Source organism: Streptomyces sp. YPW6, assembly GCF_018866325.1.
Classification (GTDB): Bacteria; Actinomycetota; Actinomycetes; order Streptomycetales; family Streptomycetaceae; genus Streptomyces.
The window spans coordinates 6,698,423-6,724,771 of sequence record NZ_CP076457.1 but is presented as its reverse complement, the minus strand read 5'-3'; the positions used below and the strand labels follow the sequence as shown (position 1 = coordinate 6,724,771).

The 26,349-nt window shown below is 72.6% G+C and carries 23 protein-coding genes and 1 pseudogene; 2 read left to right on the top strand and 22 right to left on the bottom strand.

The features are described from left to right. Positions 1-64: 64 nt before the first annotated feature. The 4 genes from KME66_RS29565 to fmt form a co-directional block, all read right to left on the bottom strand. Complete coding sequence (locus KME66_RS29565) at positions 65-1,060, bottom strand: sugar-binding transcriptional regulator (protein ID WP_073222521.1); 996 nt, start codon at positions 1,058-1,060, stop codon at positions 65-67. A gap of 132 nt (positions 1,061-1,192) precedes the next feature. Next, positions 1,193-1,876, bottom strand: coding sequence for a ribulose-phosphate 3-epimerase (rpe, locus tag KME66_RS29560; RefSeq protein ID WP_216327867.1), 684 nt, complete (start codon positions 1,874-1,876; stop codon positions 1,193-1,195). A gap of 148 nt (positions 1,877-2,024) precedes the next feature. Then, positions 2,025-3,458: a transcription antitermination factor NusB gene (locus KME66_RS29555; RefSeq protein WP_216327864.1), complete on the bottom strand. Its 1,434-nt coding sequence runs from the start codon at positions 3,456-3,458 to the stop codon at positions 2,025-2,027. A gap of 161 nt (positions 3,459-3,619) precedes the next feature. Continuing rightward, positions 3,620-4,552 carry a methionyl-tRNA formyltransferase gene (gene fmt / locus KME66_RS29550; RefSeq protein ID WP_216327861.1) on the bottom strand — a complete coding sequence of 311 codons (933 nt, stop codon included), beginning with the start codon at positions 4,550-4,552 and terminating at the stop codon, positions 3,620-3,622. Between the two features lie 292 nt (positions 4,553-4,844). On the opposite strand from fmt, the gene KME66_RS29545 reads away from it, so the two are divergent. Then, entirely contained in the window at positions 4,845-5,402 is a 558-nt protein-coding gene (locus KME66_RS29545) for a hypothetical protein (RefSeq protein WP_073222640.1), read from the top strand. 179 nt (positions 5,403-5,581) lie between these two features. Here the strand turns inward: KME66_RS29545 and KME66_RS29540 are convergent, their stop codons facing one another. From KME66_RS29540 to pyrR, 14 genes are all read right to left on the bottom strand, one after another. Continuing rightward, complete coding sequence (locus tag KME66_RS29540) at positions 5,582-7,726, bottom strand: primosomal protein N' (protein ID WP_216327858.1); 2,145 nt, start codon at positions 7,724-7,726, stop codon at positions 5,582-5,584. A gap of 133 nt (positions 7,727-7,859) precedes the next feature. After that, positions 7,860-9,068, bottom strand: coding sequence for a methionine adenosyltransferase (gene metK, locus KME66_RS29535; RefSeq protein ID WP_073222513.1), 1,209 nt, complete (start codon positions 9,066-9,068; stop codon positions 7,860-7,862). Positions 9,069-9,267: 199 nt separating this feature from the next. Then, on the bottom strand, positions 9,268-10,512 hold the full coding sequence (gene coaBC, locus KME66_RS29530; RefSeq protein WP_216327855.1) for a bifunctional phosphopantothenoylcysteine decarboxylase/phosphopantothenate--cysteine ligase CoaBC: 1,245 nt from the start codon (positions 10,510-10,512) through the stop codon (positions 9,268-9,270). A 149-nt stretch (positions 10,513-10,661) separates the two neighbouring features. Next, complete coding sequence (gene rpoZ, locus KME66_RS29525) at positions 10,662-10,934, bottom strand: DNA-directed RNA polymerase subunit omega (protein WP_003970369.1); 273 nt, start codon at positions 10,932-10,934, stop codon at positions 10,662-10,664. Positions 10,935-10,995: 61 nt separating this feature from the next. Beyond that, a complete protein-coding gene (gene gmk, locus KME66_RS29520; RefSeq protein ID WP_216327851.1) occupies positions 10,996-11,589 on the bottom strand; it encodes a guanylate kinase in 594 nt (197 codons plus the stop codon). A gap of 38 nt (positions 11,590-11,627) precedes the next feature. After that, the gene (locus KME66_RS29515) at positions 11,628-11,951 is read right to left on the bottom strand and encodes an integration host factor (RefSeq protein WP_014157387.1); all 324 of its coding nucleotides are present in this window, start codon (positions 11,949-11,951) and stop codon (positions 11,628-11,630) included. 246 nt (positions 11,952-12,197) lie between these two features. Then, positions 12,198-13,040 (bottom strand): orotidine-5'-phosphate decarboxylase, encoded by an 843-nt coding sequence (gene pyrF / locus KME66_RS29510; protein WP_073222506.1) that lies wholly within the window; start codon positions 13,038-13,040, stop codon positions 12,198-12,200. Further along, on the bottom strand, positions 13,037-14,149 hold the full coding sequence (locus tag KME66_RS29505; RefSeq protein WP_073222504.1) for a quinone-dependent dihydroorotate dehydrogenase: 1,113 nt from the start codon (positions 14,147-14,149) through the stop codon (positions 13,037-13,039). Before KME66_RS29505 ends, pyrF begins: the two co-directional genes overlap by 4 nt. A gap of 83 nt (positions 14,150-14,232) precedes the next feature. Then, a complete protein-coding gene (carB, locus tag KME66_RS29500) occupies positions 14,233-17,541 on the bottom strand; it encodes a carbamoyl-phosphate synthase large subunit (protein WP_216327848.1) in 3,309 nt (1,102 codons plus the stop codon). Continuing rightward, entirely contained in the window at positions 17,534-18,673 is a 1,140-nt protein-coding gene (carA, locus tag KME66_RS29495) for a glutamine-hydrolyzing carbamoyl-phosphate synthase small subunit (RefSeq protein WP_073222499.1), read from the bottom strand. The genes carB and carA overlap by 8 nt, the downstream gene beginning before the upstream one ends. Beyond that, a complete protein-coding gene (locus KME66_RS29490; RefSeq protein ID WP_216327831.1) occupies positions 18,670-19,278 on the bottom strand; it encodes a hypothetical protein in 609 nt (202 codons plus the stop codon). The genes carA and KME66_RS29490 overlap by 4 nt, the downstream gene beginning before the upstream one ends. Next, positions 19,275-20,561, bottom strand: coding sequence for a dihydroorotase (locus KME66_RS29485; protein ID WP_216327826.1), 1,287 nt, complete (start codon positions 20,559-20,561; stop codon positions 19,275-19,277). Before KME66_RS29485 ends, KME66_RS29490 begins: the two co-directional genes overlap by 4 nt. A gap of 2 nt (positions 20,562-20,563) precedes the next feature. Further along, a complete protein-coding gene (locus KME66_RS29480; protein ID WP_006123178.1) occupies positions 20,564-21,550 on the bottom strand; it encodes an aspartate carbamoyltransferase catalytic subunit in 987 nt (328 codons plus the stop codon). Positions 21,551-21,647: 97 nt separating this feature from the next. Continuing rightward, positions 21,648-22,232 carry a bifunctional pyr operon transcriptional regulator/uracil phosphoribosyltransferase PyrR gene (gene pyrR, locus KME66_RS29475; RefSeq protein WP_073222491.1) on the bottom strand — a complete coding sequence of 195 codons (585 nt, stop codon included), beginning with the start codon at positions 22,230-22,232 and terminating at the stop codon, positions 21,648-21,650. A 222-nt stretch (positions 22,233-22,454) separates the two neighbouring features. Between pyrR and bldD the strand changes: the two genes are divergently transcribed. Further along, positions 22,455-22,955 (top strand): transcriptional regulator BldD, encoded by a 501-nt coding sequence (bldD, locus tag KME66_RS29470; protein WP_003970358.1) that lies wholly within the window; start codon positions 22,455-22,457, stop codon positions 22,953-22,955. A 230-nt stretch (positions 22,956-23,185) separates the two neighbouring features. On the opposite strand, the gene nusB is transcribed toward bldD, so the two are convergent. The 4 genes and pseudogenes from nusB to KME66_RS29450 all read right to left on the bottom strand — a co-directional run bounded on the left by nusB (position 23,186) and on the right by KME66_RS29450 (position 26,342). Then, entirely contained in the window at positions 23,186-23,617 is a 432-nt protein-coding gene (gene nusB, locus KME66_RS29465; RefSeq protein ID WP_073222488.1) for a transcription antitermination factor NusB, read from the bottom strand. 2 nt (positions 23,618-23,619) lie between these two features. After that, on the bottom strand, positions 23,620-24,186 hold the full coding sequence (gene efp, locus KME66_RS29460; protein WP_073222485.1) for an elongation factor P: 567 nt from the start codon (positions 24,184-24,186) through the stop codon (positions 23,620-23,622). 50 nt (positions 24,187-24,236) lie between these two features. Further along, a complete protein-coding gene (locus KME66_RS29455; protein WP_216327823.1) occupies positions 24,237-25,343 on the bottom strand; it encodes a M24 family metallopeptidase in 1,107 nt (368 codons plus the stop codon). 71 nt (positions 25,344-25,414) lie between these two features. Next, positions 25,415-26,342, bottom strand: a pseudogene (locus tag KME66_RS29450) (AAA family ATPase). Positions 26,343-26,349 lie beyond the last annotated feature (7 nt).

The following is a 26,349-nucleotide window of genomic DNA, read 5'->3' as shown; positions in this document are numbered from 1 at the left end:
CCGTGCACCCCAGCAGGTGCACGGCCCTCGGCATGTCCCCGGTTGCGCTCCCGCCGGGTCCGCGTCACTCCCCGTCGGGGTCGGCCCGCTCCAGCGCCGGGCGGACGCCCGCGGTGGACTCGGTGAGCAGATAGTCCGCGGCCGCGGTGTCCGTGACCAGGCTGGTGACCAGGCCGGATCTCAGCACCGCGCCGATCGCCGCCGCCTTGCGCTGACCGCCCGCGATCGCGACCACCTCGGGGATCCGGCGCAGCCGGTCCGCCTCCACCGTGATGCAGCGCTCCCCCAGGTCGCGGCCGACTCTGCGGCCGTCGGCGTCGAAGAGGTGCGCGGACATCTCGGCGGCGACGCCGAGCGAGGCGTAGTGGGCGCGCTCCTCGTCCGAGAGCATGTCGTGGACCGTGGAGATGCCCGGCTCCCAGGAGCCGATGGAGACGGCGGCCACCGTCACCTTGTCGAAGTACTCGAAGGCGCGGGCGATCCCCGTCTGGTCGCGCAGCGCGGCGGCCGTCGCGGGGTCCGGCAGCAGCATCGGGGCGTAGATGGGGTGGGCCTCGCCGCCCGAGACCTGGGCCGCCCGGCGGACCGCCTCGACGGAGCCGCGCTCGGCGGTGCCCGCGTCGTACACCCCGGTCAGCTGGACGACCGTGCAGGGCGGCAGCCGGTCGAGGGCGGCCGCCATGTGGATGGTGGAGCGGCCCCAGGCCAGGCCGAGCACGTCGCCCTCGGCCACCAGCTCGCCCAGGAGGTCGGCGGCTACCTCGCCCAGGTTCTCCGGATCGGCGGCGTCGTCCTGCTCCTCGGCCGGGGACTCGACGACCACCGCGTGCCGCAGCCCGTAGCGGGCGCGCAGGGCGTCGGAACGTTCGGCGTCCAGCTCGGCCGGGACCCGGATCTCGATGCGTACGAGATCACGTTCGAGGGCGGTCTCCAGAACCCGGGCCACCTTGAAGCGGCTCACGCCGAACTCCTCGGCGATCTGGATCTTGGACTTGCCCTCCAGGTAGAACCGGCGGGCCATGGCCGCCGCCTGCACCAGCTCCGCGGGTCCCATCCGCATGGCTGACCGACCCGCCGAGATGCCAGACACCGCGATCTCCTCACTGCTGTTCAACGCCCGATACGCCGTTCATCCTGTCAGATCCGGCGATCCTTGATCGGCCCTGTCGGACCGCGTTCATCTGCCCTTGGTTCAGTGGTCGCACGCCCAGGGGGCCGCGGCCGTCGCCACGTCCGCCAGGGCCCGCAGGTCCCGCACCGCCGTCGCCGGGTCCGCCGCCCCGTAGACCGCGGAACCGGCCACGAAGACGTCGGCTCCGGCCTCGGCGCAGCGCTCGATGGTGGTGGCCGAGACCCCGCCGTCGACCTGGAGCCACAGTTCGAGACCGTGCTTGCTGATCAGCTCCCGGGTGCGGCGGATCTTCGGCAGCATGATGTCCAGGAAGGACTGGCCGCCGAAGCCCGGCTCGACCGTCATGATCAGCAGCATGTCCAGCTCGGGGAGCAGGTCCTCGTACGGCTCGATGGGGGTCGCGGGCTTGAGCGCCATGGAGGCGCGCGCGCCCTTCGCCCTGATCTCCCGCGCGAGGCGCACCGGCGCCGCGGCGGCCTCGGCGTGGAAGGTGACGGACCCGGCGCCGGCCTCCACGTAACCGGGAGCCCAGCGGTCCGCGTCCTCGATCATGAGGTGGCAGTCCAGCGGAGTGTCCGTCGCTTTGCTCAGCGCCTCGACGATCGGCATGCCGAGGGTCAGGTTGGGCACGAAGTGGTTGTCCATGACATCGACATGGAGCCAGTCCGCGCCCTCGACGGCCTTCGCCTCCTCGGCGAGACGGGCGAAATCGGCGGACAGGATGCTGGGGTTGATCTGCGCCATGACCCAAGCCTGCCACGTCTGCGCCCGGTTCCCCTCCTCGATCCCCTCCGAAGCCTCACACGGCCCTCACAGTCCGCACATTCTGGGCATTTTGCCAGCGCTTTACTGTTCTTTTGCCGTACGGACAGCGGTCCTGACGCGGTGATATTCAGCCGGTCCGGCGCAGCAGAGCCAGATACATCGCGTCCGTGCCGTGCAGATGCGGCCAGAGCTGGACGTCGGGCCCCTCGCCCAGGGCGGGCACCCCGGGCATCAGCGGGCGGGCGTCGATCCACTCCGCCTCGACCCGGTCCCCTCCCCTGCCCCTGAGCACGTCCTCGACGACCACCCGGGTCTCCGCGAGATGCGGCGAGCAGGTCGCGTAACCGACCGTGCCGCCGACCCGTACGGCCTTCAACGCCTCACGCAGCAGGCCGCGTTGGAGCGGGGCGAAGGCCTCCAGGTCCTCGGCGCGGCGCCGCCAGCGGGACTCCGGGCGGCGGCGCAGCGCTCCGAGGCCGGAGCAGGGCACGTCCATCAGGACGCGGTCGAAGGCGCCGGGCCGCCACGGCGGGCGGGTGCCGTCGGCGGTGATCACCTGGTACGGGCCGGGGTTGCCGGCGAGCGCCCGCTCGACCAGCCGGGCGCGGTGCGGCTGCTTCTCGGCGGCGAGCAGGGTCGCGCCGCGCTCGGCGGCCAGCGCCGCGAGCAGGGCGGCCTTGCCGCCGGGGCCCGCGCAGCCGTCCAGCCAGCGGGTGTCGCGGCCCTCGACGGGGACGGCGGCCAGGGCGGCGGCGACCAACTGGCTGCCCTCGTCCTGGACGCCCGCCCGGCTCTCCCGGACGGCCTCCAGCGCGCCGGGCTCGCCGCCCTCGGCCATCCGCACGGCGTACGGGGACCAGCGGCCGGGCAGGGAGTTGTCCTCGCCCAGGTCCTTGACCAGCTCCTCGGTGGTGGAGCGGCCGGGGCGGGCGACCAGGGTCACCTCGGGCCGCTCGTTGTCCGCCTCCAGCAGGTCCTCGATGCCCGCCCGGCCGCCGCCCAGCGCGTCCCAGAGGGCGGAGACGATCCAGCGGGGGTGGGAGTGGACGACGGCGAGGTGGTCCTCGGCGTCCTCCTCGTACGGCGGGGCGACCCTCTCCACCCAGCCGTCGAGGTCGTGCGCGGTGACCTTGCGCAGCACCGCGTTGACGAACTTCGCACGCCCCTCCCCCAGCACCACCCGGGCCAGCTCCACGCTGGCGGAGACGGCCGCGTGGGTGGGGATGCGGGTGCCGAGCAGCTGGTGGACGCCCATGTTCAGGACGTCCAGGACCGGCGGGTCGACCTCGCGCAGCGGCCGGTCGATGCAGGCCGCCACGATCGCGTCGTACGTGCCCTGGCGGCGCAGCGTCCCGTAGACCAGCTCGGTCGCCAGCGCCGCGTCCCGGCCGTCGAAGTCGCCCTTGGCGCGGGCCTTCTTCAGCAGCGGGGGCAGCACGAGGTTGGCGTACGCGTCCCGTTCGTCGACGGCCCGCAGCGCCTCGAAGGCGAGGAAGCGGACCGGGTCCTTCTTGGGCCGGCGGTGGGGCTTGGCGGGACGGCGACGCGGCTGGTCGTTCACGTGAAAGGTGCTCCGCTGACGGTGAGAGGGGCGAACCCTCCCAGCGTACGACGCCGTCCGCGGCCTCCCGACCGGCGGCCCGGGACCGGGCTCCGGGCCCGCCGCGGAGGTCGTCCCGGGGCCCGCGGCGTCCCCCGGCTCCGCGCCGGGTCCGCGAGCCCCTACAGGCCCAGCAGCTCGCCGTGGGCGATCCGGACACCGCGCGCCCAGTCGGCCGCCCGCATCGGCTTCTTGCCCTGCGGCTGGACCCAGAGCAGCTCGACGGCGTGCGATCCGGTGCCGGCGTACACGTTGTTCTTGGCGGCCGACAGCTCGCCGGGGGCCAGGTCCGTGCGGTCCAGGACGGGGGTCGCCTGGATCAGCTTGAGACGCTCGCCGCGGAACAGGGTCCAGGCGCCGGGGGCCGGGGTGCAGCCGCGCACCACCCGGTCCACCCGCAGAGCGGGCGCGGACCACTGGACCTGGGCGTCCTCGACGGTGATCTTCGGGGCCAGGGTGACGCCCTCGCGCGGCTGGGGCACGGCGTGCAGTGTGCCGTCCTCGATGCCGTCCATGGTGGCGGCCAGGAGCCCGGCCCCGGCGAACGCGAGCCGGGTGAGCAGGTCGCCGCTGGTGTCGGTCGGGCGGATCTCCTCGGTGAGAACGCCGTAGACCGGGCCGGAGTCCAGCCCTTCCTCGATCAGGAACGTCGACGCACCGGTGACCTCGTCCCCCGCCATCAGCGAGTGCTGCACGGGGGCGGCCCCCCGCCAGGCGGGCAGCAGGGAGAAGTGCAGGTTGACCCAGCCCCGGGCGGGCACGTCCAGGGCGGCCTTGGGCAGCAGGGCGCCGTAGGCGACGACCGGGCAGCAGTCCGGGGCGATCTCGCGCAGCCGGGCGAGGAACTCCTCGTCCCGGGGCTTCGCGGGCTTGAGCACCTCGATCCCGGCCTCCTGAGCCCGCTCGGCCACCGGGCTCGCGACGAGTCGGCGGCCCCGCCCGGCGGGGGCGTCGGGACGGGTCACGACGGCGGCCACCTCATGGCGGCCGGAGGCGATCAGGGCGTCCAGGGCGGGGACGGCGACTTCGGGGGTGCCGGCGAAGACGAGCTTCATGGGTGGCTGACTGCCTCTCGGGCCAAGACGTACGGTGACGAGCAGCACACCAGTCTAGGGTCTCGGGCCGGACCGGGCCCGGCCGCTCCCCGGTGGCGGGGGCGGCGGCCCTCTGGCGCGGGGGCGGCGACCCGGGGGCGTACGCGCGCCGCGCGCGCCCCGTGCATATGCACATACGCCCCGATAGCGTGACCACATACCCGGCTCGGGCGTTGGTCAAAGGAGATTGACCGAAGCGGGCCGCCCCGATTGCGGCCCGATCCCTTTCAACGCCGGTTCGAGAGGCTTCTTCATGGCCGACCACGCAACGCACGACGCCCAAGCGCGGGCCAGTCTGCATCTTCTGGTGCGGGACATCGAGCGGGTCAGGCGGCAGGTGGACGCGCTGCGCACCCTCACCGCCCAGCTGGGCAACGTCTACCGTCCGCGCCGCTCCGGCCCTTCCGCGGGCTTCGTCGTCTACGGCAGGGCCCCGGCCCCCACTGTCCGCCTCGCCCAGGAACTGCGGGACAGCGTCGAGACCCTGGTGACCGCGGCGGTGGACTTCGACCGCTCGCTGGGCTTCTCCTGGGACGCGGTGGGCTCCGCCCTCGGCGTCACCAAGCAGGCCGTCCACCGCCGTTATGGAACGCGCCGCGCCACCCCGCAGCCCGCCGCCGAGACGGGCGGCGAGAACACCGCCGTGCCGCGCCCCGTCTCCGTCGGCACCGGCTCCGCCGCCAAGGGGTCCGGCTCCCCGGTGCCCTCGGTCCCGGCGGCCCGCTCGATGCCGCCGCAGCCGTCGGCGGCCCCGCAGCCGGCCCGTGAGGAGCTGCGCCCCGGCGCGTTCCCGGGCCCGCGCAACGGCTGACCGCACGCCGCCCTTCTGCCCCTCCGTGCCGGTCGCACGGCGGGGCAGTCCTCTGTCCGGAGCCCCTTGTGCCCGGGGGCCCGCCCGAGTCCGGGGCCCGCCCGAGTCCGGGGCCCGCCCGGGTCAGCGCCGTGGAGCGCTGCCCCGAGGGCTCGGCCCGCGGGACTCCGGCGGCACCCTCAGCCGATGTCGGGCGGGTCGATCCTGATGCGCAGGGGATCGCTCGCGCCCTTGGCCGTCCGGGCCGCGAGTGCCGTCTTCACCGCGCGGGCGAGCACCGCGCCACGCCCCGGGACGACCCGGATCAGGACCCGCTCCCAGGTCTCCCCCGGCGGCGCGTCGCCCGGCCTGCGGGCCCTGCCGAGCCCGGCCGAAGGGACCGGCACCGGTCCCAGGATCTCGGCCTCCGGGGGCAGCTCCGCGGTCCGCAGGAACGCGGCCAGGGCCTCGGGCGGGCCGGCCACCGAGGCCATCCGGGAGACCGGCGGGAAGCCCAGCTCGGCCCGCTCCGCCAGCTCCCGCCGGGCGAACCCCGCCGGATCCCAGCGGACCAGCGCCTGGACCGCGCGCTCCGTCGGCTCGGCCACCACCACCACCGTGCCGCCGTCCTCCTGCCCCCGCACCAGCGCCGACGCCGCCAGCCACCGGCGCAGCGCTTCCTCCCCCGCCCGCAGATCGGGCCGCCCGAGCATGGCCCAGCCGTCCAGCAGCAGGGCCGCCGCGTACCCGCCCTCGGCGACGGGCTCCGCGCCGGGCGTGGAGACGACCAGGGCCGGGGCGTCGGGGACCGCGTCGAGGATGTGGTCGCGCCCGGAGGTGCGGACGGGCACGGCGGGAAAGGCCCGGCCCAGCTCCTCCGCGGTGCGGCGGGCGCCGACGATCCGGGCGCGCAGCCTGGTGGAGCCGCACTCCGCGCAGTTCCAGGCCCGCTCGGCCTGGCCGCACCAGGCGCAGTCCAGATCCTGCTGGTCCGGCGCCTCCAGGGGACCCGCGCAGTGCTGGCAGCGGGCGGGGGTGCGGCAGCGTTCGCAGGCGAGGCGGGGGGCGTAACCCCGCCGGGGGACCTGGATCAGCACCGGTCCCGTGCGCAGACCGTCGCGCACCGCCCCCCAGGCGAGGCTGGGCAGCCGGGCGGAGCGGGCGGCCCCGTCCCGGGCCAGCTCGCCGTCCCCGACCGTACGGACGAGGGGCGCGGCCCGGCGCAGCCGCTCGCGGTCCGCGAGAAGCGGCAGCGCCCAGCCGCTCTCCACGAGCTGGGCGGCCTCGACCGTGCAGCTGGTGCCGCCGAGCAGGAAGCCGCAGCGTCCCTGGGCCGCCCGCAGCTCCAGGACCTCGCGGACATGCGGGAAAGGGGCGTTGTCGTCGCTGTGGCTGGAGTCGCCGTCGTCCCAGACGACCACGAGCCCGAGGTCGCGGACGGGGGCGAACATGGCGGCCCGGGTGCCCACGACCGCCCGCACCGAGCCCCGGCGGACCGCGAGCCACTGGCGGTAGCGCTTCTCGGGACCGGATTCGGCGGTCAGCAGGGCGTGCCGCCCCGCGCCGAGCGTCTCGGTGAGGGCCGCGTCGACCCGTGCCGCGGAGCGCCCGTCCGGGACGACGACGAGGGCGCCGCGCCCGGAGGAGAGCGTCGCCGCCACGGCTTTGGCGATCTCCGCGGGCCAGTGCGGTCCGGGCAGGGCGGTCCACACGGCGCGCGGGGCGCCGCCCTCGGCCAGCGCGCGCAGGAAGGCGGGGCCCTGGGCGTACCGCTCCCAGGTGCCCGTCTCCGGGGGCGGAGGCGGCGGCAGCGGGTCCGGGGAGGGCTTGGCCTCGGCGCGGCCGTTGCGGGGCGGGACGGCGAGCTGGAGCACGTCCGCGAGGCTGCCCGCGTACCGGTCGGCGACGGCGCGGCAGAGGGCGAGCAGCTCGGGCCCGAGGACCGGCTCCGGGGAGACGACGGAGGCGAGGGCGGCCAGCGCGCCCCGGTAGTCGGATTCGGCACGGCGCTCGACGATGAAGCCGTCGATCAGACCGCCGCCCTCGCGCCGCCCTCCCTGGACGTTGCGCCCGCCGGCTCCGAACCGGACCCGGACCCGGACGCCCGGCTGCGCGTCGGCGTCCAGCTCCCGGGGCACCGCGTAGTCGAAGTACTGGTCGAGGTGGAGAACGCCCTTGTTGACCAGGACGCGGGCGACGGGCAGCCGCTCGGCGAGGGGCGCGCCGCGCCAGGTCCGCGGCTTGGCACGCGGCACCTTGGCCCGGCGCACGGTCTCCCGGATCAGCGCAAGCTGCTCCGGGGCCCCGGCACCGGGGTCGGCGGACTGCTCGTTCTCGCTGCTCACAGCTGCATTCCTACCAGAGGCCACGGACAGTCCCGCAGGGCACGGAGCGGCGCGGAGACACGGCGGCGGGGCCCGGACACCCTGTTCGGTGTCCGGGCCCCGCCGTCACTGTCCGCCGGTGCCGGCCGGGTCCTTACAGACCCGCTGCCGCGCGCAGGGCTTCCACGCGGTCCGTGCGCTCCCAGGTGAAGTCCGGCAGCTCGCGGCCGAAGTGGCCGTACGCGGCGGTCTGGGCGTAGATCGGGCGGAGCAGGTCGAGGTCCCGGATGATCGCGGCCGGGCGGAGGTCGAAGACCTCGCCGATCGCGTGCTCGATCTTCTCGGTGTCGACTGCGGCGGTGCCGAAGGTCTCGACGAAGAGACCGACCGGCTCGGCCTTGCCGATCGCGTACGCGACCTGGACCTCGCAGCGGGCGGCGAGACCGGCGGCCACGACGTTCTTGGCGACCCAGCGCATCGCGTACGCCGCGGAGCGGTCGACCTTGGACGGGTCCTTGCCGGAGAAGGCGCCGCCGCCGTGGCGGGCCATGCCGCCGTAGGTGTCGATGATGATCTTGCGGCCGGTGAGGCCGGCGTCGCCCATCGGGCCGCCGATCTCGAAGCGGCCGGTCGGGTTCACCAGCAGGCGGTAGCCGTCGGTGTCCAGCTTGATGCCGTCCTCGACGAGCTGCGCGAGCACGTGCTCGACGACGAACTCGCGGATGTCGGGCGCGAGCAGCGAGTCCAGGTCGATGTCCGAGGCGTGCTGCGAGGAGACGACCACCGTGTCCAGCCGGACCGCCTTGTCGCCGTCGTACTCGATGGTGACCTGGGTCTTGCCGTCGGGGCGCAGGTAGGGGATGGTCCCGTTCTTGCGCACCTCGGACAGCCGCCGGGAGAGGCGGTGCGCGATGTGGATCGGGAGCGGCATGAGCTCGGGGGTCTCGTCGCAGGCGTAGCCGAACATCAGGCCCTGGTCGCCCGCGCCCTGCTTGTCGAGCTCGTCCTCGTCACCCTCGACCCGCTTCTCGTACGCGGTGTCGACGCCCTGCGCGATGTCCGGCGACTGGGCGCCGATCGACACCGAGACGCCGCAGGAAGCACCGTCGAAGCCCTTCTTGGAGGAGTCGTAGCCGATCTCCAGAACCTTGTTGCGCACGAGGTTGGGGATGTCGGCGTAGGCCTTGGTGGTGACCTCGCCCGCGACATGCACCAAACCGGTGGTGATCAAGGTCTCGACGGCGACCCGCGAGGAGGGGTCCTCCCGCAGGAGCGCGTCGAGAATCGTGTCGCTGATCTGGTCAGCGATCTTGTCGGGGTGACCCTCGGTGACGGATTCCGAGGTGAAAAGACGGCGGGACACATCGCTCCCTGGGGTTGCAGCGGCTGCTGGCTGATCATGGGTGGTCCGTCCGAGAGCTGCGCTCGGCGCGTACCGTCGGCCAGTTTATCGGTCACTTCCGGCGACCGGGCCAGGTGTCTCGCCCTTTGGGAGGTTCGTGAGGTGCGCCACACAGAGCCCCAGTAGGACAATTCACCCCGCTCGGCCGCCGTTTTCCGCGTTATGGGGCGATTTCGCTCGGCCGAAGGGCTGACGTGGACGGCGACGGAAACCTGGCGGAAACCAGATCCCAGACCGTGTCGGCGAGTGCTTCCTTCGGGCCGTACGGCACCGGAGTCTCCTGGCCGTCGGCAGCGAGGACGACCGCCTCGTTCTCCTCCGAGCCGAAGGTCTTGTGCTCCCCCACCTCGTTGACCACGAGAAGGTCGCAGCCCTTGCGGCGGAGCTTGGCGCGGCCGTTGGCCAGCACGTCGTCGGTCTCGGCGGCGAATCCGACGACGATCTGGCCGGGCCGGGCCCGCTCCCCCGCGACCTCGGCGAGGATGTCGGGGTTGCGGACCAGGGTGAGCGCGGGCGCCTCCTCGCCGTCCTTCTTCTTGATCTTGCCGGCGGCGTACTCGGAGGGGCGGAAGTCGGCCACGGCGGCGGCCATCACCACGGCGTCCGCGTCGGCGGCGGCCTTCACCACGGCCTCGCGGAGCTGGACGGCCGTGCCGACCCGCAGCACGTCGGCCCCGGCCGGGTCGGGCAGCCCGGTACCGGTCTCGATCAGGGTGACCCGGGCCCCCCGGGCCACGGCGGTACGGGCCAGTGCGTACCCCTGCTTGCCGGAGGAGCGGTTGCCCAGGAAGCGCACCGGGTCGAGCGGCTCGCGGGTACCTCCGGCACTGATGACCACATGGCGGCCCGCGAGGTCGGGCTCCGGAACACCGCGCGCCAGCACCCGGCGGCAGACCTCGAAGATCTCGCCGGGGTCGGGCAGCCGGCCCTTGCCGGTGTCGACCCCGGTGAGCCGCCCCACGGCCGGCTCGATGACGACGGCGCCCCGGCGGCGCAGGGTGGCGACGTTCTCCTGGGTGGCCGGGTGCTCCCACATCTCGGTGTGCATGGCGGGGGCGAAGACCACCGGGCAGCGGGCGGTCAGGAGCGTGTTGGTGAGCAGGTCGTCGGCGAGCCCGTGGGCGGCCTTGGCCAGCATGTCGGCGGTGGCCGGAGCGACCACCACGAGGTCGGCCTCCTGCCCGATCCGCACGTGCGGAACCTCGTGCACGTCCTGCCAGACCTCGTCGGAGACCGGGTGGCCGGAGAGCGCCGACCAGGTGGCCGCCCCCACGAAGTGCAGCGACGCGGCGGTCGGGACGACCCGTACGTCGTGGCCCGACTCGGTCAGCCGGCGCAGCAGCTCGCACGCCTTGTAGGCGGCGATGCCCCCGCTGACCCCCAGGACCACCTTCGGCTTGTCCACTGCGTCTCCCCGCACTCGGCACCGTAACGGCAACATGTGCGTCCCATGCTGCCTCACCGCGCGCGGCGCGTTCATCCGGGCCCGGACACGCCCCAGGCCCGGCGGACGGGCCGCCGGGCCTGGGGTGAGGATGCTGCGGTGCCGCTGCGTTACTGCGCGGGGCCTTCGATGGCCTCGGAGGTCAGCAGGCCCGCGTTGATCTCGCGGAGCGCGATCGACAGCGGCTTCTCGTGCACGTGGGTGTCGACGAGCGGACCGACGTACTCGAGGAGGCCTTCACCGAGCTGCGAGTAGTACGCGTTGATCTGACGGGCGCGCTTGGCCGCGTAGATCACCAGGCTGTACTTCGAGTCGGTGGCCTCGAGGAGCTCATCAATCGGCGGGTTGATGATGCCCTCGGGCGTGGTGATGGAAGAGGACACTCTCTGCCTTCCGAAGGGGGTGTAGATCAAAGATCCGGGCGATCGTGACGACTGCCGGAATCTAGGCCTGAAGCATCAAGGCTAGCAGCTCGCGTGCCACATCCTCGACGGAGGTGTTGACGAGCGTCGTATCGAACTCCGCCTCGGCGGCCAGCTCGACCCTGGCGGCGGCGAGCCGGCGCTCGATGACCTCGGGGGCCTCGGTGCCCCGGCCGGTGAGCCGGCGCACCAGCTCCTCCCAGCTCGGCGGGGCCAGGAAGACCAGGCGCGCGTCGTCCATCGACTGGCGGACCAGCCGGGCGCCCTGGAGATCGATCTCCAGCAGGACCGGCTCGCCCGCCTCCAGGCGGTCCAGCACGGCCCGGCGGGGGGTGCCGTAGCGGTTGCCCGCGAACTCGGCCCACTCCAGCAGCTCGCCGTTGGCGATGAGCTTGTCGAACTCCTCGTCGTCCACGAAGAAGTAGTGGACGCCGTTGCGCTCCCCGGGGCGCGGCTTGCGCGTCGTCGCCGACACGGAGAGCCAGACCTCGGGGTGCACGGAGCGCATATGGGCGACGACCGTGCTCTTGCCGACCCCGGAGGGGCCGGAGAGCACGGTCAGCCGCGGACGTACGTCCGGGGGTACGGGGGACGTCCCCCGGGATGTTGCAGCCATGGAGCGATTATCCAGGTTCTCAGGGGTGCCTGAGAACGTCAGGCGGCGCTGCCGCCGAACTCACGCTCCAGGGATGCGATCTGGTTGGAGCCAAGACCCCTGACCCGGCGGCTCTCGGAGATGCCGAGACGCTCCATGATCTGCTTGGCGCGGACCTTGCCGACGCCCGGCAGGGATTCCAGCAGGGCGGAGACCTTCATCTTCCCGATGACGTCGTTCTCCTGGCCCTGCTTGATGACCTCGTGGAGGGAGGCGCCGGAGTGCTTCAGTCGATTCTTGACCTCGGCCCGCTCCCGGCGAGCCGCGGCGGCCTTTTCGAGCGCGGCTGCGCGCTGTTCAGGGGTAAGGGGCGGAAGAGCCACGCCTACGTCACCTCGGATGTCGATCTGTCGGATACGGACCGGCGGGGAAGCCGGACGCCTCCCCACCAGGTGAGAGCCGGACACGCTGTGCTCGGCCGCTCTTCGACGGAGACTAGCGCCAAGGGCCGCTGTAGTCAGCGAGAACAGACGAAAAGTCCTGGTCAGCTGTGGCCGACCAGGATTTTCCCGACATATCGACCAGGTTTCTGGTCAGTATTTCGTCAACACGCTGTAAACGTGTCAGGGTCAACTGCCGGAGACCGCGCGGCGGACCTCGTCCGCGAACCGTTCGGCCGCTTCGCGCAGCCCGGACGCGTCCGGGCCGTGGCGCAGCACGCCCCGGCTGACGCTGGGCACCACGTTGCCCACCGCGTCCCCGAAGACCGTCACGAGATCCGCCGGGGTCGCCCCCTGGGCGCCGATGCCCGGCGCCAGCAGCGGCCCGTTGACCGCCAGGTCCACCCCCGCGTCGCCGAGCGTCGCGCCGACCACCGCGCCGACCGAGCCGAGCGGGGCCGCCCCCGCGTTCTCGGCGGCGATGTGGTCGAGCATCAGCCGGGCGAGCGAGCGGCCGTCGGCGGCCGTGGCCCGCTGGACCTCGGCGCCCTCCGGGTTGGAGGTGAGGGCGAGGACGAAGACGCCCGCGCCCGAGACGGCGGCGGCGTCCAGCGCCGGGCGCAGCGAGCCGAAGCCCAGGTACGGGGAGACCGTGACCGCGTCGGAGAAGAGCGGGGAGTCCTTGTCCAGATAGGTCGCCGCGTAGGCGCCCATGGTGGACCCGATGTCGCCGCGCTTGGCGTCCATCAGGACGAGGGCGCCGGCGGCGCGGGCCTCCTCGACGGCCTTCTCCAGAACGGCGATGCCGCGCGAGCCGAACCGCTCGAAGAACGCGGACTGCGGCTTGAGCACGGCGACCCGGTCGGCCAGCGCCTCCACGACGGTCCGGGTGAAGCGCTCCAGGCCCGCGATGTCGTCGTCCAGGCCCCAGGAGGTGAGCAGGGAGGCGTGCGGGTCGATGCCGACGCAGAGCGGCCCGCGGGTGTCCATGGCGTGGCGCAGGCGGGCGCCGAAGGGTTCGAGGGGGGTCACAGGGCGGCCTTCTTCCGGGTCTCGGCGCCGACGGCCTCGGCGAGGGTGGCGTACGGGGAGGCGGCCAGCCGGGCGGCGAGCCCCCGGTGGATCGCGCGGGCGTAGAAGGGGCCCTCGTAGATGAAGGCGCTGTAGCCCTGGACGAGGGTGGCCCCGGCGAGGATGCGCTGCCAGGCGTCCTCGGCGTTCTCGACGCCTCCGACGCCCACCAGGGTGATCCGGTCCCCCACCCGCGCGTACAGGCGGCTCAGGACCTCCAGCGAGCGTTCCTTGAGGGGGGCGCCGGAGAGTCCGCCGGTCTCCCCCAGCAGTTCGGGTCCCGACGTCAGGCCCAGGCCCTCGCGGGCGATGGTGGTGTTGGTGGCGATGATGCCGTCCAGGCCCAGCTCCACGGCGAGGTCGGCGACGGCGTCGACGTCCTCGTCCGCGAGGTCCGGGGCGATCTTGACGAGCAGCGGGACGCGCCGGGTGGTGACGGTGCGGTCGGCGGCCTCGCGTACGGCGGTGAGCAGCGGGCGCAGCGACTCGGTGGCCTGGAGGTTGCGCAGGCCGGGCGTGTTGGGCGAGGAGACGTTGACGACCAGGTAGTCGGCGTGGGCGGCGAGGGCCTCGGTGGACTTCACGTAGTCGGCGGCGGCCTCGGCCTCGGGGACGACCTTGGTCTTGCCGATGTTGACGCCGACCGTGGTGCGGAAGACGGGGGTGCGGGCGGCGAGACGGGCGGCGACGGCGGCGGAGCCCTCGTTGTTGAAGCCCATGCGGTTGATCAGCGCGCGGTCGGCGACGAGCCGGAAAAGGCGCTTCTTGGGGTTGCCGGGCTGCGGTTCGCCGGTGACGGTGCCGATCTCGATGTGGTCGAAGCCGAGCATCGCCATGCCGTCGATCGCGACGGCGTTCTTGTCGAATCCCGCGGCGAGGCCGAAGGGGCCGTGCATCCGCAGGCCGAGCGCCTCGGTGCGCAGCTCCTTGTAGCGGGGGGCGAGGGCGGCGGCGGCGAAGGTGCGCAGGACGGGGATCCGGGCGGCGAGGCGGATCCACCGGAAGGCGGCGTAGTGGGCCCGCTCGGGGTCCATCCGCGTGAAGACCAGCCGGAAGAAGAGCTTGTACATGGAAAGAGGTCCTTGGGGCTCGGTGGGCGCGACGGGGCTCGCAAAGAGGGGGACACCGCTTCGGTGTCCCCCTCTTCCGGCCGCTAGTCGCGGGCCGCTGTCAGATGCTCGGCGTGTTCCTGGAGCGAACGGACGCCCACGTCGCCGTGGTTGAGGGCGTCGATGCCCTGGACGGCGGCGGCGAGCGCCTGGACCGTGGTCAGGCACGGCACGCCGCGGGAGACGGCCGCGGTGCGGATGTCGTAGCCGTCGAGGCGGCCGCCGGTGCCGTACGGCGTGTTGACGATGAGGTCGACCTCGCCGTCGTGGATGTGCTGGACGATCGTCTTCTCGCCGTTCGGGCCGGGGCCCTCGGACTGCTTGCGCACGATCGTGGCGTTGATGCCGTTGCGCTTGAGGACCTCGGCGGTGCCGGAGGTGGCCATCAGCTCGAAGCCGTGGGCGACGAGCTCGCGGGCCGGGAAGATCATCGAGCGCTTGTCCCGGTTGGCGACCGAGATGAACGCGCGGCCCTTGGTGGGCAGCGGGCCGTACGCGCCGGCCTGCGACTTGGCGTACGCCGTGCCGAAGACCGAGTCGATGCCCATGACCTCACCGGTGGAGCGCATCTCCGGGCCGAGGACCGTGTCGACGCCCCGGCCGTGGATGTCGCGGAAGCGCGACCACGGCATCACGGCCTCCTTGACCGAGATCGGCGCGTCCAGCGGCAGCGTGCCGCCGTCGCCGGTCTTCGGCAGCAGGCCCTCCTCGCGCAGCTCGGCGATGGTCGCGCCCAGCGAGATGCGGGCCGCGGCCTTGGCGAGCGGGACGGCGGTCGCCTTCGAGGTGAAGGGGACCGTGCGGGAGGCGCGGGGGTTGGCTTCCAGGACGTAGAGGATGTCACCGGAGAGCGCGAACTGGATGTTGATCAGTCCGAGCACGCCGACGCCCTTGGCGATGCCCTCGGTGGAGGCGCGCAGCCGCTTGATGTCGAAGCCGCCGAGCGTGATCGGGGGCAGGGCGCAGGCCGAGTCGCCGGAGTGGATGCCGGCCTCCTCGATGTGCTCCATGACGCCGCCGAGGTAGAGCTCGTGGCCGTCGTAGAGGGCGTCCACGTCGATCTCGATGGCGTCGTCGAGGAAGCGGTCGACCAGGACCGGCCGGGAGGGGCTGATCTCGGTGGACTCGGCGATGTAGGCGGCGAGGCGCGTCTCGTCGTACACGATCTCCATGCCGCGGCCGCCGAGGACGTAGGACGGCCGTACGAGGACGGGGTAGCCGATCTCGTCGGCGATGGCCTTGGCCTCGCCGAAGGTGGTGGCGGTGCCGTGCTTGGGCGCGGGCAGTCCGGCCTCGGCGAGGACCCGGCCGAAGGCGCCGCGGTCCTCGGCGGCGTGGATCGCCTCCGGGGAGGTGCCGACGACGGGCACGCCGTTGTCCTTGAGCGCCTGCGACAGGCCGAGCGGGGTCTGGCCGCCGAGCTGGACGACCACACCGGCGATCGGGCCCGCCAGCGATTCGGCGTGCACGATCTCCAGGACGTCCTCCAGGGTGAGCGGCTCGAAGTAGAGCCGGTCGGAGGTGTCGTAGTCGGTGGAGACGGTCTCCGGGTTGCAGTTGACCATGACGGTCTCGAAGCCCGCGTCGCTCAGGGCGAAGGAGGCGTGCACACAGGAGTAGTCGAACTCGATGCCCTGGCCGATGCGGTTGGGGCCCGAGCCGAGGATGATCACGGCCGGCTTGGTCCGGGGCGCGACCTCGCTCTCCTCGTCGTAGGAGGAGTAGAAGTACGGCGTCTTCGCGGCGAACTCGGCGGCGCAGGTGTCGACCGTCTTGTAGACCGGGCGGATGCCGAGCGCGTGCCGGACCTCGCGGACGACGTCCTCGCGCAGCCCGCGGATCCCGCCGATCTGGGCGTCGGAGAAGCCGTGCCGCTTGGCCTCGGCGATCAGGTCGGCGTCCAGGCGTTCGGCGGCGGCCAGCTCGTCGGCGATCTCCTTGATCAGGAAGAGCTGGTCGACGAACCAGGGGTCGATCTTCGTGGCGTCGAAGACCTCCTCCTGGGTGGCTCCGGCGCGGATCGCCTGCATCACGGTGTTGATGCGGCCGTCGGTCGGGCGGACCGCTTCCGCGAGGAGTTCGGCCTTGTCGCCGACCGGGCCGGTGAAGGCGAACTGCGAGCCCTTCTTCTCCAGCGAGCGCAGGGCCTTCTGGAGGGCCTCGGTGAAGTTCCGGCCGATCGCCATGGCCTCGCCCACCGACTTCATGGTGGTGGTGAGGGTGGCGTCGGCGGACGGGAACTTCTCGAAGGCGAAGCGGGGGGCCTTGACCACGACGTAGTCGAGGGTCGGCTCGAAGGACGCCGGCGTCTTCTCGGTGATGTCGTTGGGGATCTCGTCCAGGGTGTAGCCCACGGCCAGCTTGGCGGCGATCTTGGCGATCGGGAAGCCGGTGGCCTTGGAGGCGAGCGCCGAGGAGCGGGAGACGCGCGGGTTCATCTCGATGACGATGACCCGGCCGTCGGTGGGGTCGATGGCGAACTGGATGTTGCAGCCGCCGGTGTCGACGCCGACCTCGCGGATGATCGCGATGCCGATGTCGCGCAGCCGCTGGTACTCGCGGTCGGTGAGCGTCATCGCCGGGGCGACGGTGATCGAGTCGCCGGTGTGGACGCCCATCGGGTCGAAGTTCTCGATGGAGCAGACGACCACGACGTTGTCGTTGCGGTCGCGCATCAGCTCCAGCTCGTACTCCTTCCAGCCGAGGATGGACTCCTCCAGGAGCACCTCGGTGGTCGGGGAGAGCGTCAGGCCCTGGCCGGCGATGCGGCGCAGTTCCTCCTCGTCATGGGCGAAGCCGGAGCCGGCGCCGCCCATGGTGAAGGAGGGGCGGACGACGACGGGGTAGCCGCCGAGGGTGTCGACGCCGGCGAGGACGTCGTCCATGGAGTGGCAGATCACGGAGCGGGCGGACTCGCCGTAGCCGATCTTCTCCTTGACGGCTTCCACGACGCCCTTGAAGAGGTCGCGGTCCTCGCCCTTGTTGATCGCCTCGACGTTGGCGCCGATGAGCTCGACGCCGTACTTCTCCAGGACACCGTTCTCGTGCATGGAGATCGCGGTGTTCAGTGCGGTCTGGCCGCCGAGGGTGGGCAGGAGCGCGTCGGGGCGCTCCTTGGCGATGATCTTCTCGACGAACTCGGGGGTGATCGGCTCGACGTAGGTGGCGTCGGCGATCTCCGGGTCGGTCATGATCGTCGCCGGGTTGGAGTTCACCAGGATGACGCGCAGGCCCTCGGCCTTGAGGACGCGGCAGGCCTGGGTGCCGGAGTAGTCGAACTCGGCGGCCTGGCCGATGACGATCGGACCGGAGCCGATGACCAGGACGGACTGGATATCGGAGCGCTTAGGCACGCTGGCCCTCCATCAGGGAAACGAAGCGGTCGAAGAGGTACGCGGCGTCGTGCGGGCCGGCGGCCGCCTCGGGGTGGTACTGGACGCTGAACGCGGGCCGGTCCAGGAGCTGGAGCCCCTCGACGACCTGGTCGTTCAGGCAGACGTGGGAAACCTCGGCGCGGCCGTACGCGGTGTCGGAGACCTGGTCGAGGGGGGCGTCGACGGCGAAGCCGTGGTTGTGCGCGGTGACCTCGACCTTGCCGGTGGTGCGGTCCTGCACCGGCTGGTTGATGCCGCGGTGGCCGTACTTCAGCTTGTACGTGCCGAAGCCGAGCGCGCGGCCGAGGATCTGGTTGCCGAAGCAGATGCCGAAGAGCGGGGTGGACCGTTCCAGCACGCCGCGCATGAGGGAGACCGGGTGGTCGGCGGTCGACGGGTCGCCGGGGCCGTTGGAGAAGAAGACGCCGTCGGGCTGGACCGCGTACACCTCTTCCAGGGTGGCGGTCGCGGGCAGGACGTGCACCTCGATGCCGCGTTCGGCCATCCGGTGCGGGGTCATGCCCTTGATCCCGAGGTCGATCGCGGCGACGGTGAACTTCTTCGTGCCGATCGCGGGGACGACGTAGGCCTCCTTGGTCGCCACCTCGGTGGAGAGGTCGGCGCCGGTCATCTCGGGGGCCTGGCGGACCTTGGCGAGCAGGGTGTCCTCGTCGGGAATCGCCTCGCCGGAGAAGATCCCGACGCGCATCGCGCCGCGCTCGCGCAGGTGGCGGGTGAGGGCGCGGGTGTCGACGCCGCTGATGCCGACGACGCCCTGGGCGGCCAGCTCCTCGTCCAGCGAGCGCTGCGAGCGCCAGTTGGAGGGCTTGCGGGCGGGGTCGCGGACGACGTAGCCGGAGACCCAGATGCGGCCGGACTCGGGGTCCTCGTCGTTGACGCCGGTGTTGCCGACGTGCGGGGCCGTCATGACGACGACCTGGCGGTGGTACGAGGGGTCGGTGAGCGTTTCCTGGTAGCCGGTCATGCCGGTGGAGAACACCGCTTCGCCGAAGGTCTCCCCCACGGCCCCGTAGGCGCGGCCGCGGAAGGCGCGGCCGTCCTCCAGGACGAGTACGGCGGGGGTCTGTGCCCCCCGGGTGGAGAGGGTCATCGTGCGGTGCCTTCCGTCGTGGTGCTGGTGAGTTCGGTGGCGGCCGGGGTGCCGGTGAGCCGGTTGACGGCGTCGACCCAGGCCTGGTGCTCGGCGGCGCGGTCGGAGCGGAAGCCGGAGTCGATCAGCTTCTCCCCGTGCGCCCAGGTGATGATCAGCAGGCCGCCCTCGGGGAGGACCTTGCCCGCGAGCGCCTTGTCGAGGCGGGCCTCGCGCAGGGCGCCGGCCGGGATGAAGAAGTCGGCCGCCCCGGGGCGTACGACGTCCAGGCCGCGGGCCGTGAGCGTCAGCTCGGTACGGCTGCGGGTGCCGAGGCCGTGGGCGACGATCCGGTCGAGCCACTGCCCCGCGGTGGTGGAGGCGTGGTAGCGCCCCTGGAGCGTCAGCAGCGTCTCGTCGTCGGCGAAGTCCTCGGGGGTGGCCCGGAGCTCCGGCAGGTCCGACTGGAGGCCGGCGCGCCACTTCCAGCCCTGGCGCATCAGCCAGTAGACGAGGGCGATGAAGACGAACAGGCCGATCACCCAGGCGATGCGGGCGGCCCAGTCCGTCACTTCCGCCGACTTCTGCTCGGCGGCGAGGTGGTACAGGGGGGTCAGAGTTGTCACGCGAGCTTCCCGTCGACGACCGTGGCACGGCCCCGCAGGAAGGTGTGGGTGACGCGGCCCGGCAGCTCGCGGCCCTCGTAGGGGGTGTTGCGGCTGCGGGACGCGAAGCCCGCGGGGTCCACGGCTCCACGGTATGCCGGATCGACCAGAGTGAGGTTGGCGGGCTCACCCGCCGAGACGGGACGGCCGTGTCCGTCGAGCCGGCCGATGGCGGCGGGGCGGAACGACATGCGGTCGGCGACGCCCGCCCAGTCGATCAGACCGGTGTCCACCATCGTCTGCTGGACGACCGAGAGCGCGGTCTCCAGGCCCACCATGCCCATGGCGGCCGCGGCCCACTCGCAGTCCTTGTCCTCGTGCGGGTGCGGGGCGTGGTCGGTGGCGACGCAGTCGATCGTGCCGTCGGCCAGGGCCTCGCGCAGGGCCAGGACGTCGGCCTCGGTGCGCAGCGGCGGGTTCACCTTGTAGACCGGGTTGTAGGTGCGGACCAGCTCGTCGGTGAGAAGGAGGTGGTGCGGGGTGACCTCGGCGGTGACGTTCCAGCCCTTGGACTTGGCCCAGCGGACGATCTCCACGGAGCCCGCGGTGGAGAGGTGGCAGATGTGGACGCGGGAGCCGACGTGGGCGGCGAGGAGGACGTCGCGCGCGATGATCGACTCCTCGGCGACGGCGGGCCAGCCGCCGAGTCCCAGCTCGGCCGAGACGATGCCCTCGTTCATCTGGGCGCCCTCGGTGAGGCGGGGTTCCTGGGCGTGCTGGGCGACGACGCCGTCGAAGGCCTTCACGTACTCCAGGGCGCGGCGCATGATCACGGCGTCGTCGACGCACTTGCCGTCGTCGGAGAAGACCTTCACCCCGGCGGCGGAGTCGTGCATGGCGCCGAGTTCGGCGAGCTTCTTGCCCTCCAGACCGACGGTGACGGCGCCGACGGGCTGCACGTCGCAGTAGCCGGACTCCTTGCCGAGCCGCCAGACCTGCTCGACGACGCCGGCGGTGTCGGCGACCGGGAAGGTGTTGGCCATGGCGTGCACGGCGGTGAAGCCGCCGACGGCCGCGGCCTTGGTGCCGGTGAGGACGGTCTCGGAGTCCTCGCGGCCGGGCTCGCGCAGATGGGTGTGCAGGTCGACCAGGCCGGGCAGCAGGATCTGCCCCTCGGCCTCGATCACGGTGGCGCCGTCGGCGTCGAGGCCGGTGCCCACCTCGGCGATGGTCTCGCCGTCGATCAGGACGTCCCCGGGCTCGCCGCCGAGGATCCGCGCACCGCGGATGATGATCTTGCTCATGGTCACTTGTTCTCCTCGGTACGGGCGGGGGCGGCGGACAGCGCGGTGTCGGAGCCGCCGAGCAGCAGGTAGAGCACGGCCATGCGGATGGAGACCCCGTTGGCGACCTGCTCGACGACCGTGCAGCGGTCGGAGTCGGCGACCTCGGCGGTGATCTCCATGCCGCGGACCATCGGGCCGGGGTGCATGACGACGGCGTGCTCGGGCATCTTCGCCATCCGCTCGCCGTCCAGGCCGTAGCGGCGGGAGTACTCGCGCTCGGTCGGGAAGTAGGCGGCGTTCATCCGTTCGCGCTGCACACGCAGCATCATGACCGCGTCGGACTTCGCCAGCACGTCGTCGAGGCTGTAGCTGACGTCGCAGGGCCACTGCTCGACGCCCACGGGGACGAGGGTGGGCGGGGCCACCAGGGTGACGTGCGCGCCGAGCGTGGTGAGCAGATGGACGTTGGAGCGGGCGACACGGCTGTGCAGGATGTCGCCGACGATCGTGATGCGGCGGCCGTCCAGGTCGCGGCCGAGCCCGGCGTCGGGGCCGACGAGCCGGCGGCGCATCGTGAAGGCGTCCAGCAGGGCCTGGGTGGGGTGCTCGTGGGTGCCGTCCCCGGCGTTGACCACGGCCCCGTCGATCCAGCCGGAGGTGGCGAGCCGGTAGGGGGCGCCGGAGGCGCCGTGCCGGATGACGACGGCGTCGGCGCCCATCGCCTCCAGGGTGAGCGCGGTGTCCTTGAGGGACTCGCCCTTGGAGACGGAGGAGCCCTTGGCGGAGAAGTTGATGACGTCGGCGGACAGCCGCTTGGCGGCCGCCTCGAAGGAGATGCGGGTCCGGGTCGAGTCCTCGAAGAAGAGGTTGACGACGGTACGGCCGCGCAGGGTGGGGAGCTTCTTGATCGGCCGGTCCGCGACCCGGGCCATCTCCTCGGCGGTGTCGAGGATCAGGACGGCGTCGTCGCGGGTGAGGTCGGCGGCCGAGATGAGGTGACGCTTCATCTGGGGTTCTCCGGGTGGCTGGAGGGAGGTTTCAGGCATGCGGGCGCGCGGAAGGGCGCCGTACGTCCCCGATGAGGGCGTACGGGAGGGTTCCGGGCTACTGCGCGTCCGCGGGGGCGGCCTGCTGGACGCCGAGCAGTACGGCGTCGCGGCCGTCCTCCTCCGCGAGCTGGACCTTGACCGTCTCCCGCAGCGACGTGGGGAGGTTCTTGCCGACGTAGTCCGCGCGGATGGGCAGTTCCCGGTGGCCGCGGTCGACGAGGACCGCGAGCTGCACCGCGCGGGGGCGGCCGATGTCGCCGAGCGCGTCGAGGGCGGCGCGGATCGTGCGGCCGGAGAAGAGCACGTCGTCGACCAGGACGACCAGGCTGCCCTCGATCCCCTCGCCGGGGATCTCGGTGCGGGCCAGGGCGCGCGCCGGGCGCAGCCGCAGGTCGTCGCGGTACATGGTGATGTCGAGCGATCCGACCGGCGTCTTCCGGCCGGTGATCTGTTCGAGTTTGTCGGCGAGCCGACGGGCGAGGAACACGCCCCGGGTCGGGATGCCGAGCAGCACCACGTCGTCGGCGCCCTTGGCGCGTTCGACGATCTCGTGGGCGATACGGGTCAGCACACGGGCGATGTCGGGGGCCTCGAGAACGGGGCGCGCCGCGTTGCCGGTGGCGTCGTGCTGTGCGTCCATAAGAAACGGACCTCCTTCTCCGCCTCACGGGACGGATCGTTAAAGGACGTCGAATTTGCGTCATCCACGCTACCAGGGCTTGCGCCCGGCCCTGGACCCACCCCCGGGAGGCGCCGGTCCGGACCATTCGGCTTGACGCAGCCAAGTAACGCTGCGTAACCTCACAGTGAGTTACCAGCCACGCGGCGGAGCCGCACACTGTTCCAGCGTCCGGGGAGCCATATGTCCAGCGAATACGCAAAACAGCTCGGGGCCAAACTCCGTGCCATCCGCACCCAGCAGGGCCTCTCCCTCCACGGCGTGGAGGAGAAGTCGCAGGGCCGCTGGAAGGCCGTCGTGGTCGGTTCGTACGAGCGCGGCGACCGTGCCGTGACCGTGCAGCGCCTCGCCGAGCTGGCGGACTTCTACGGGGTCCCCGTGCAGGAGCTGCTGCCCGGCACGACGCCGGGCGGTGCCGCCGAGCCGCCGCCGAAGCTCGTCCTGGACCTGGAGCGCCTCGCCCACGTCCCGCCGGAGAAGGCCGGTCCGCTCCAGCGCTACGCGGCGACCATCCAGAGCCAGCGCGGCGACTACAACGGCAAGGTGCTCTCGATCCGCCAGGACGACCTGCGCACGCTGGCCGTGATCTACGACCAGTCGCCGTCCGTGCTGACGGAGCAGCTCATCAGCTGGGGTGTGCTGGACGCCGACGCGCGCCGCGCCGTCTCCCACGACGAGGGCTGAGCGAGCGGGGCCGGACCCCACAGCAGAAACGTGCCGCCGGGTGGGCGGGGACCTTCGGGTTCCCGCCCACCCGGCGTTCTGCGTGCCCACGCGTCCGCACGGCTCGGGCGCGCGTCCGGTCCGCATGACCCCGGGTGCGTCTGCTCCGCACGGCCCCGGGTGCGCCGAAGGGCCCACGGCAGTCGGCCGTGGGCCCTTCGCGGTGTGCGGCCGCATCGCGGCCGCCGGGGCTACTGCTCCCGGCGGAGATTCGGCTTGAGGTCCTTGAAACGGGCCAGCAGGCCGTTCACGAAGGACGGGGAGTCATCGGTGGAGAACTCCTTGGCGAGCTGGACGGCCTCGTCGATCACCACGGCGTCCGGGGTCTCGTCCATCCAGATCAGCTCGTACGCACCGAGCCGCAGGATGTTGCGGTCGACGACCGGCATACGGTCGATCTCCCAGTCCACGGCGTAGGTGACGATGAGGTCGTCGATCCGGTCCGCGTACTGCGCGTACCCCTCGACCAGCTCCATCGTGAACTCACCGACCGGCGGCTGACGGTCGTCGGTCCGCGCGTGCCGTACCCAGTCCGCGAGGACGGTCCGCACGGGCTCACCGCGCTGGTCGGCCTCGAAGAGAATCTGGAAGGCGCGCTTGCGGGCCTTGTTCCGGGCGGCCACGGTTAGCTGTTCACCCGGCCGAGGTAGTCGCCCGAGCGGGTGTCGACCTTGATCTTCTCGCCGGTGGTGATGAAGAGCGGCACGCCGATCTCGTAACCGGTCTCCAGCGTGGCGGGCTTGGTGCCGCCGGTGGAGCGGTCGCCCTGGACGCCCGGGTCGGTGTGCTGGATCGTCAGCTCGACGGCGGCGGGCAGCTCGACGTAGAGCACCTCGCCCTCGTACTGGGCGACGGAGGCGGTGAAGCCCTCGATCATGAAGTTGGCGGCGTCGCCGACGGCCTTGCGGTCGACCATGAGCTGGTCGTACGTGTCCATGTCCATGAAGACGAAGTACTCGCCGTCCATGTACGAGAACTGCATGTCGCGGCGGTCAATGGTGGCCGTCTCGACCTTCACGCCGGCGTTGAACGTCTTGTCGACGACCTTCCCGGAGAGCACGTTCTTGAGCTTGGTGCGCACGAAGGCAGGGCCCTTGCCGGGCTTGACGTGCTGGAACTCGACGACGGACCAGAGCTGGCCTCCGTCGAGCTTGAGCACCATGCCGTTCTTGAGGTCGTTCGTGGAAGCCACGGTTGCGGAATCTCCTGGACTGAAGCTGGTGGAACGGCCAAGGATCCGCGCTAGAGCGCGAGCAGCTCCTTGGTCGTCATGGTGAGTAGCTCGGGTCCGCCGTCCGCCTCGGGGCGCACGACGAGCGTGTCATCGATCCGGACACCGCCCCGGCCCGGGAGGTGGACCCCCGGTCCGACGGTGACCGGCACACAAGCGTCCAGTTTACCCATGGCTGCCGGTGCCAGTTGCGGGTCCTCCTCGATTTCGAGCCCCACACCGTGCCCGGTCCTCGCCGGAAGGCCCTCCCCGTACCCCGCGGACTCCAGCGGATGCCGCGCCGCACGGTCCACGTCCCGGTAGGCGACACCGGGTGCGAGGGCCTCCCTGCCTGCCCGCTGAGCGGCGAAAACGAGGTCGTACAACTCGATCTGCCACTCGGCGGGGGCGGTGCCGATGACGAACGTACGCCCGATCTCGCACCGGTAGCCGCGATAGCGCGCACCGAGGCGCACGGAGAGGAAATCTCCCTCCTCCACCCTCCGGTCGGAGGGCTGGTGGCGTCCCTGGCCGGAGTTGGGTCCGGTGGCCACGGAGGTGGCGAAGGCGGGGCCGTCCGCGCCGTGGTCGACGAGGCGGCGCTCCAGTTCCAGGGAGAGGTGGCGCTCGGTGCGGCCGACCAGGATCGATTCGAGGAGTTCACCGAGGGCCTGGTCGGTGATCTCGGCGGCGATCCGGAGGCAGCCGATCTCCTCCTCGTCCTTGACGATCCGCTGCTGCTCCACGGTGTGGCCCAGATCGGCCAGTTTCAGCCGCGGGGCGGCCTTCTCCATGGCCCGGTGCCGGGCCACGGTCAGGTCGTGCTCCTCGACGGCGAGCCGCTGGGCGCCCGTGGCGGCGGCGAGACCGGCGGCGGCGACCACCGGGTCCTCGTCGGGGACGGGCAGGAGGTCGATCCGCAGCGCTTCGTCGGGCCGCCCGTGGGCGCCTTCACCGGCCGGGGCGCGGGGGCAGAGCAGAACGTCCTCGCCGGGGCCGAGCAGCAGCACGGCGCCGGGGGGCGCTCCGCCCGCGAGATAGCGGACGTTGGCGGGGCGGGAGACCAGGGCGGCCGCGGAGCCCGCGGCGGCACACCGGTCGCGGAGCAGCCCGCGTCGGGCAGCGTGCACCTCTGACATGGTTCGAGCGTACGAGCGGCCGCGGTGGCCCGCCCGGCCGGCGCATCCGACCGGGGGGCGGGGCACTCCCGCTACCAGGCGGGCGGGCTCGCGATGGAGCGGGCCAGCACGTCGTCCAGGACGCGGGCGGTGGTCTCGACGTCGTAGGTGGAGTTGTCGATGATCGGGAGGCCGGAGCCGTACCAGCCGGCCATCCGGCCGTGGATACGGGCGACCTCCTCGTCGGAGAGGCGGCGGTTGCCGCTGCGCTCCGCGTTGCGCTCCAGGACGATCTCCAGGCCGGGCAGCAGGACCACGGGCAGCAGGCCGGGCCCCACATGGCGCTTCCAGCCGCCGAGGCCGACGACCGGGCGGTCGGGGAAGACGGCGTCGTCGAGGATGCAGGATATGCCGTTGGCGAGGAAGTTGCGGGCGGCGAAGCCGCAGGTGCGGCGGGCCAGGCGGTACTGGGCCTCGGAGTGGTCGTTCCAGCCGGCCTGCGGGTCGGCGAAGCCGGAGCGGACCCATTCGCGGACGTCGTCGAGGGAGACGTGGGCGGTGGGCACCCTGCGGCGGGCGGCCCAGAGCTTGGCGACGGTGGTCTTGCCCGCTCCGGCCGGGCCGATGAGCAGCACGGCGAGCGTGGCGCCGCCGGTGCCGGGCTCGGCGGGAGGGGCGGGCAGCGGCACGGGGCCGCCCGGGGGCAGCTGGACGTGACCGGTGTGCCCGGCGGCCTCCCGGGCGGGGGCGTGGGGCCGGTGCCGCTCCAGCCGGGTCCCGGGCCTGCCCGGGGCCGGGCGACGGCTGGGCGTGGCCGGGAGGAGCCTGGCCGGGGGCCGGGGGCGGCGGGGCCTGGTGGGGAGCCGACGGGGGCGAGGGCTGTGTCCGGCCGGGGCCCGGGGGCGGCGGGGATATCGGAGGCGGGCCGGGGTGGCCGGGGTGCTGGGCCTGGTACGGCCGGCCGACGTGCCCGCTACCGGGTCCGTGGGGCGGCAGCGGGGCCCCCACTGCGTGCTGCATCCGGTGC